The following is a 5,523-nucleotide window of genomic DNA, read 5'->3' as shown; positions in this document are numbered from 1 at the left end:
CGGGCGGGCAACTGGTCTTCATCGCCACCGCGCAGGCGTTCGACGACGAGATGACGGCGCGGATCGCGCGGCACCGCGCCGATCGGGGCGAGGGCTGGACGACGCGGGAGGCGCCGCTGGAGCTGGCCGGCGCGATCGCCGCCGCCGACCGCGCCGGCACGACGATCCTGGTCGACTGCCTGACGCTGTGGACCTCCAACCTGCTGCTGGCGGATCGCGACATCCCCGCCGCGACCGACGCGCTGGTCGCCGTGCTCGCGGCGGCGGCCGCCCAGCTGATCCTGGTCACCAACGAGGTAGGCGCTGGCATCGTCCCGGACAACGCGCTCGCCCGCGCGTTTCGCGACGCGGCCGGGATCGTCAACCAGCGCGTCGCCGCCGCGGTGGCGCGGGTCGACCTGATGGTCGCCGGCCTGCCGCTGCGGCTGAAGTAGCAGGACGGTCGCCGCGCCGGCATGGCGCGGGCCGTGCTTGTGCCTTATACGTTCTCCATGCCCGACGATCTGTTCGCCGCCCCGCCGTCCGATCCCAACGCCTATGACGCTTCCTCGATCGAGGTCCTCGAAGGGCTGGAGCCCGTCCGCCGCCGCCCCGGCATGTATGTCGGCGGCACGGACGAGCGCGCGCTGCACCACCTCGCCGCCGAAGTGCTCGACAACGCGATGGACGAGGCGGTCGCCGGCCACGCGACCCGGATCGAGGTGGTGCTGGAGCCCGGCAACCGGCTGACGATCGTCGACAACGGGCGCGGCATGCCCGTCGACCCGCATCCCAAATTCCCGAACAAGAGCGCGCTGGAGGTGATCCTGTCGATGCTGCACTCGGGCGGCAAGTTCGCGGGCAAGGCCTATGCGACGAGCGGCGGGCTGCACGGCGTCGGCGTGTCGGTGGTCAACGCGCTGTCGAGCGAGACGGTGGTGGAGGTGGCGCGCGACCGGCAGCTGTACCGACAGCGGTTCAGCCGGGGCGAGACGCTGGGCCCGCTGGAACAGGTGGGCAGCGCGCCCAACCGGCGCGGCACGAGCGTGTCGTTCGTGCCCGACACGCAGATCTTCGGCCCCGAGCTGCGCTTCCGGCCCGAGCGGCTGTACCGGCTCGCGCGGTCCAAGGCGTATCTGTTCGCCGGCGTCGAGATCCGCTGGCGCTGCGCGCCCGAGCTGGCGGGCGGCGAGGTGCCGGCGGAAGCGGTGTTCCAGTTTCCCGGCGGGCTGTCCGATCATCTGCGCGAGCAGCTGGGCGCGCGCGAGGGCGCGACGGCGGAGTTCTTCGCCGGGCGCCAGGATTTCCCGAACGGGCAGGGCAGGGTCGAATGGGCGGTCGCCTGGCCGTTATGGAGCGACGGCAGCTTCTCCTGGTATTGCAACACCATCCCCACGCCCGACGGCGGCACGCACGAACAGGGGCTGCGCCAGGCGCTGGTGCGGGGGCTGCGCGCGTTCGGCGAGCTGGTGAAGGAAAAGCGCGCCAAGGAGCTGGCGGCGGAAGACGTCGTGCTGGCGTCCGAGCTGATCCTGTCCGTCTTCATCCGCGAGCCCCAGTTCCAGTCGCAGACCAAGGACCGGCTGACCTCGCCCGAGGCGGCCGCGCTGGTCGACAAGGCGATGCGCGACCATTTCGACCATTGGCTCGCCGCCAGCATGGACCGCGGCCGCGCGCTGCTCGGCTATTGCATCGAGCGGATGGAGGACCGCCTGCGCCGCAAGCAGGATCGCGAGGTCAAGCGCAAGACCGCGACCGGCGGGCGCAAGCTGCGGCTGCCGGGCAAGCTCACCGACTGCTCGTCGGACGCGCCGGAGGGGACGGAGCTGTTCATCGTCGAGGGCGACAGCGCCGGTGGCTCCGCCAAGCAGGCGCGCGATCGCAAGACGCAGGCGATCCTGCCGATCCGCGGCAAGATCCTCAACGTCGCGTCCGCCACCGCCGCCAAGGTGATGGCGAACCAGGAGATCGCTGACCTCGTCCAGGCGCTCGGCTGCGGCACCCGCAAGACCTGGGACGAGGGCGCGCTGCGCTATGAGCGCGTCGTGATCATGACCGACGCCGATGTCGACGGCGCCCATATCGCGACGCTGCTGATGGCGCTGTTCTTCCTGGAGATGCCGGACCTGGTCCGCTCCGGCCACCTGTTCCTGGCGCAACCGCCGCTCTACCGGCTGACCAGCGGCGCCCGATCGCTCTACGCGCGCGACGACGCGCACCGCGCGGAGCTGGAGCGCACCGCGTTCAAGGGCAAGACGGTCGACATCGCGCGCTTCAAGGGGCTGGGCGAGATGAACCCCCTGCAGCTGCGCGAGACCACCATGGACCCGCGCACCCGCAGCCTGCTGCGCGTCACGCTGCCGCAGGAATATGAGGAGCGGGCGGTGGTCAAGGACCTGGTCGAACGCCTGATGGGCACCAACCCGGCGCACCGTTTCGCCTTCATCCAAGAGAACGCGGCGCGGCTGGATGGGGAGGCGATCGACGCCTGACCGCGTTCAGCCACCGGGCTCGCCCGGTCGATCAAGCGAATGCGCCGACACCCGGAAACGGCGGCTCAGCCCGAAGGGTCGATGGACCCCTTGCGGCTCCGACCAGGGCAAGGCGACTCGCGCCTTGTCGAACAGCTCGATCACCCACCGTTTCTGGTTGAAGAAGCGGAACCGGATCTTGTCGGGCGCCAGCAGTTCGAGCTGGTCGAACGTGCCGGTCGAGTAGGCGGCCGACAGGCTGGCTCGATCAAGCACCTGGTCGTCGCGGTCGATCAGATAGATGTGGAGCGCGTCCTCATAGTCGATGCCGTCAGTGTTCAGCAGGACCAGTCGTCCGCCCCAGCCGATCGCCGCCTGCAACACCTCGCCGTCGACGACGCAATCGGTGCGGCGTCCGTCACGCACCAGCCGGCTGGTCGGACCGCCAGAGATCGACCAGGGTCGCTCCAGATCGAGCCGGACGGACCCGGCGGGGAGGAGCCTCATCCTGCCTCGTCCGTGATCGATCAGAAGAAGACGAGATCGACGCCGATGGCGGCCAGCGTTCCGCCGGCAAAGGCGCCCAGCGTCACGCAGACCGGCGCGCCCGGTCCGCACATCAGCCCCGCCAGCGCGCCCGCCGCGATGCCGCCGGCAATCCCGGCGCCGGTCACCGCCACCTCCCGTTTCGCCGCCGCGACCTTGTCGTCGGCGGTGAGCACGACGTAGACGGAGATGGCGACGGACAGGATGAGGATGGCCTTGCCGCCGCGCGACGCCCACAGCATGCCCCGGTTCACGCTCCCGCGCGACTTGCCGGCGGATTGGACCACCTTGGCGAAGACCAGCTCCTGCTCGGCGGCGGTGAGCTTGCCGAATTCGGAGCCCGGTCCCTTCAGCTGGATCGTCTTCTCGGCGATCATCCGATTGAGGGTTTTCCCTTCTTCCTTGAGCGCTTGGGAGAACGCGCGCCCGACCGGCGTGTTGCGGCCGCGTGTCGCCATCAGGATCTCGTTGCGCGCCCTGTTCGCCTCGCGCGCCGCATCGGCCCAGGTGATGAGGCCGGCATTCGCCTGCATCTCCAACTCGGCCGACATTTGCATGATCGCTTGTGTATAAAGTCCGCGCAGCGTTCCGTCCCAGGCGCCGTGCAAGGCGGCCACGGTCACGTCCGACTTGATCGTCTCCAGCGCCCGGTTGTACGCGTCATAATCATCGACGGAACTGACCTGCGGCGAATTGGGTGTATACAGTAGATCGGACATTGATGCCCTCCATCGCCGGCATGTCGACTCGATGGCCATGAAATGAAGCCACTGGCCTAGTCATGGTATGATCTTGCGACGAATAAGATACGGCGATCACTTCGCCGGTCAGTCAGCCCGGCGTTGCGCCCAACACTCCATCGGGTCATGCTGATCGCCCCACCGATGCTTCTAAGCCGCTGGCGCGGCGGGACAAGTTCGTGATCGCATTGACGCCGGCCCGCCGGCTCCGGTAAGCCCCTGGCCGGGCGGTCCCTTCCGGGCCGCCCTTTTCCGTTGGGAGCCGCCGCCGTGGCCATCACCGCCCTCATGCCCGTCTACCCCCGTAGCGGGGTCAGGCCGGTGCGTGGCGAGGGCTGCTGGCTGTGGGGCGAGGACGGCACGCGCTATCTCGACATGGCGGGCGGCATCGCGGTCAACGCGCTGGGCCACGGTCATCCCAAGCTGGCCGAGGCGATCGCCACCCAGGCCGCGACGCTGATGCACGTGTCCAACCTGTACGGCAGCCCGCACCAGGAGCGGATGGCGCAGCGGCTGGTCGCCCGGACCTTCGCCGACACGGTGTTCTTCACCAATTCGGGCGCCGAGGCGGTGGAATGCGCGATCAAGACCGCGCGGCGCTTCCACCATGCCGAGGGCAACCCGCGCCGGCACAAGCTGATCTGCTTCGCCAACGCCTTTCACGGCCGCACGCTGGGCGCGATCTCCGCGACCAACCAAGCCAAGATGCGCGACGGGTTCGAGCCGCTGCTGCCCGGCTTCGCCTATGCGCCGTTCAACGACCTCGGCGCGGCGCTGGCACTGATCGACGACGACACCGCGGGTTTCCTGGTCGAGCCGATCCAGGGCGAGGGCGGCGTGTCGGTGGGCACCGACGCGTTTCTGCGGGGCTTGCGCGCGGCGTGCGATGAGCACGGGCTGATGCTGGTGCTGGACGAGGTACAGTGTGGCTATGGCCGCTCCGGCACCTTCTTCTACCACGAGCAGGTGGGCATCGCGCCCGACGTCATGGCGGTGGCCAAGGGCATCGGCGGCGGCTTTCCGCTGGGCGCCTGCCTCGCCACCGAGCGCGCGGCGAAGGGCATGGTCGCGGGCACGCATGGCTCCACCTATGGCGGCAATCCGCTGGCGATGGCGGCGGCGGACGCGGTGCTGGACGTGATGGAGGCGCCCGGCTTCTTCGAGCATGTCCGCGCGATGGGCGAGCGGCTGCGCGGCGGGCTGGAACAGATGATCCCCAATCACGATCACCTGTTCGCCGAGGTGCGCGGGCGCGGGCTGATGCTGGGGCTGAAGCTCCGGAGCGACGCGCGCCGCTTCGTCGGCTTCCTGCGCGACGAGCACCAGCTGCTGACCGTGTCGGCGGGCGACAACGTCGTGCGGCTGCTGCCGCCACTGACGATCGGCGAGGACGAGGTCGCGCATTGTATCGAGACGCTGAGCGCGGCGGCGCGGGTCTATGTGGGGCCGAGCGATGACTAGATGGAGAACGGCGGCTAGCGCGCTGATCGCGGCGGGTGTGCTGGTCTTGGCCGGCCCCGTGCTCCTCCTTGTCTGGATGCATCGGATGTACACGACGGGGGTCAGCATCGATCTCGCGACGGGTCCGCTCCTGCCGCTCTGGTTGGGCGGCGGGATTGGGATGATCGTGGCCGGCGTGCTGCTGCGGCGTGCTCGGACGTCGCGTTCGTGACTGAAGCTTCCTGCCTCCTCCCCGCCGCTGGGAGGCGCGTGCCTATGCGGGGCCGACCGATGATTGACCCCCTCTCCCTTTGGGAGAGGGGAGGGGCCCGCTCGCCACAGGCGAG

At 69.6% G+C, this 5,523-nt stretch carries 6 protein-coding genes; 4 read left to right on the top strand and 2 right to left on the bottom strand.

The window, feature by feature from the left end; all coding sequences use genetic code 11:
• Together cobU and parE are read left to right on the top strand one after the other, a co-directional pair.
• A partial coding sequence (cobU, locus tag HUU95_RS07375; protein ID WP_174279526.1) for a bifunctional adenosylcobinamide kinase/adenosylcobinamide-phosphate guanylyltransferase occupies positions 1-434 on the top strand: 434 nt, incomplete at its 5' end.
• 57 nt (positions 435-491) lie between these two features.
• Positions 492-2,471, top strand: a complete 1,980-nt coding sequence (gene parE / locus HUU95_RS07370) for a DNA topoisomerase IV subunit B (protein WP_174279527.1) — start codon at positions 492-494, stop codon at positions 2,469-2,471.
• A gap of 6 nt (positions 2,472-2,477) precedes the next feature.
• On the opposite strand, the gene HUU95_RS07365 is transcribed toward parE, so the two are convergent.
• On the bottom strand, positions 2,478-2,957 hold the full coding sequence (locus HUU95_RS07365; protein WP_174279525.1) for a hypothetical protein: 480 nt from the start codon (positions 2,955-2,957) through the stop codon (positions 2,478-2,480).
• 20 nt (positions 2,958-2,977) lie between these two features.
• Positions 2,978-3,715, bottom strand: coding sequence for a hypothetical protein (locus HUU95_RS07360; RefSeq protein WP_174279524.1), 738 nt, complete (start codon positions 3,713-3,715; stop codon positions 2,978-2,980).
• 291 nt (positions 3,716-4,006) lie between these two features.
• Between HUU95_RS07360 and HUU95_RS07355 the strand changes: the two genes are divergently transcribed.
• Together HUU95_RS07355 and HUU95_RS07350 are read left to right on the top strand one after the other, a co-directional pair.
• Positions 4,007-5,197 (top strand): aspartate aminotransferase family protein, encoded by a 1,191-nt coding sequence (locus HUU95_RS07355; protein ID WP_174279523.1) that lies wholly within the window; start codon positions 4,007-4,009, stop codon positions 5,195-5,197.
• Entirely contained in the window at positions 5,190-5,408 is a 219-nt protein-coding gene (locus HUU95_RS07350; protein WP_174279522.1) for a hypothetical protein, read from the top strand. The genes HUU95_RS07355 and HUU95_RS07350 overlap by 8 nt, the downstream gene beginning before the upstream one ends.
• Positions 5,409-5,523: the final 115 nt, after the last annotated feature.

It is taken from the genome of Sphingomonas bacterium, from assembly GCF_903643065.1.
In the GTDB taxonomy this organism is placed as follows: Bacteria; Pseudomonadota; Alphaproteobacteria; order Sphingomonadales; family Sphingomonadaceae; genus Sphingomonas.
Note: the sequence above shows the minus strand (reverse complement) of the source record. Positions and strands in the feature narration are given on the sequence as shown.